Source organism: Parafrigoribacterium mesophilum, assembly GCF_039652555.1.
GTDB classification, from domain to species: Bacteria; Actinomycetota; Actinomycetes; order Actinomycetales; family Microbacteriaceae; genus Parafrigoribacterium; species Parafrigoribacterium mesophilum.
The window spans coordinates 1-255 of the sequence record NZ_JBDJAF010000087.1 but is presented as its reverse complement, the minus strand read 5'-3'; the positions used below and the strand labels follow the sequence as shown (position 1 = coordinate 255).

The following is a 255-nucleotide window of genomic DNA, read 5'->3' as shown; positions in this document are numbered from 1 at the left end:
GACCCGATAGCGGCGCGCGGCATCCAGACCCAGAATACCGATTCGGCCGGGAGTTTCGGCAACCGATGTCCCCACGCACACGAACCCGAACAGCGCCTCCGACGCATCCTGGGCGACCACGCCGTGCAGCGCGTATGCCGGGTCGGGCAGGTCGGCGTTACCGGTGATGCCGCCGTGCAGCAGGGGACGCGTGGCCTTGTACAGCGCGATGGCCTGCGTCAGTTCGGCACGCGTCGCTCCGGTGACGTGCCGGAT

Annotated in this window: 1 pseudogene; it reads right to left on the bottom strand. The window is 69.0% G+C overall.

Annotated elements, in window-relative coordinates:
• Positions 1–255: pseudogene (locus ABFX56_RS16200) on the bottom strand (alpha-galactosidase); the annotation flags it as partial.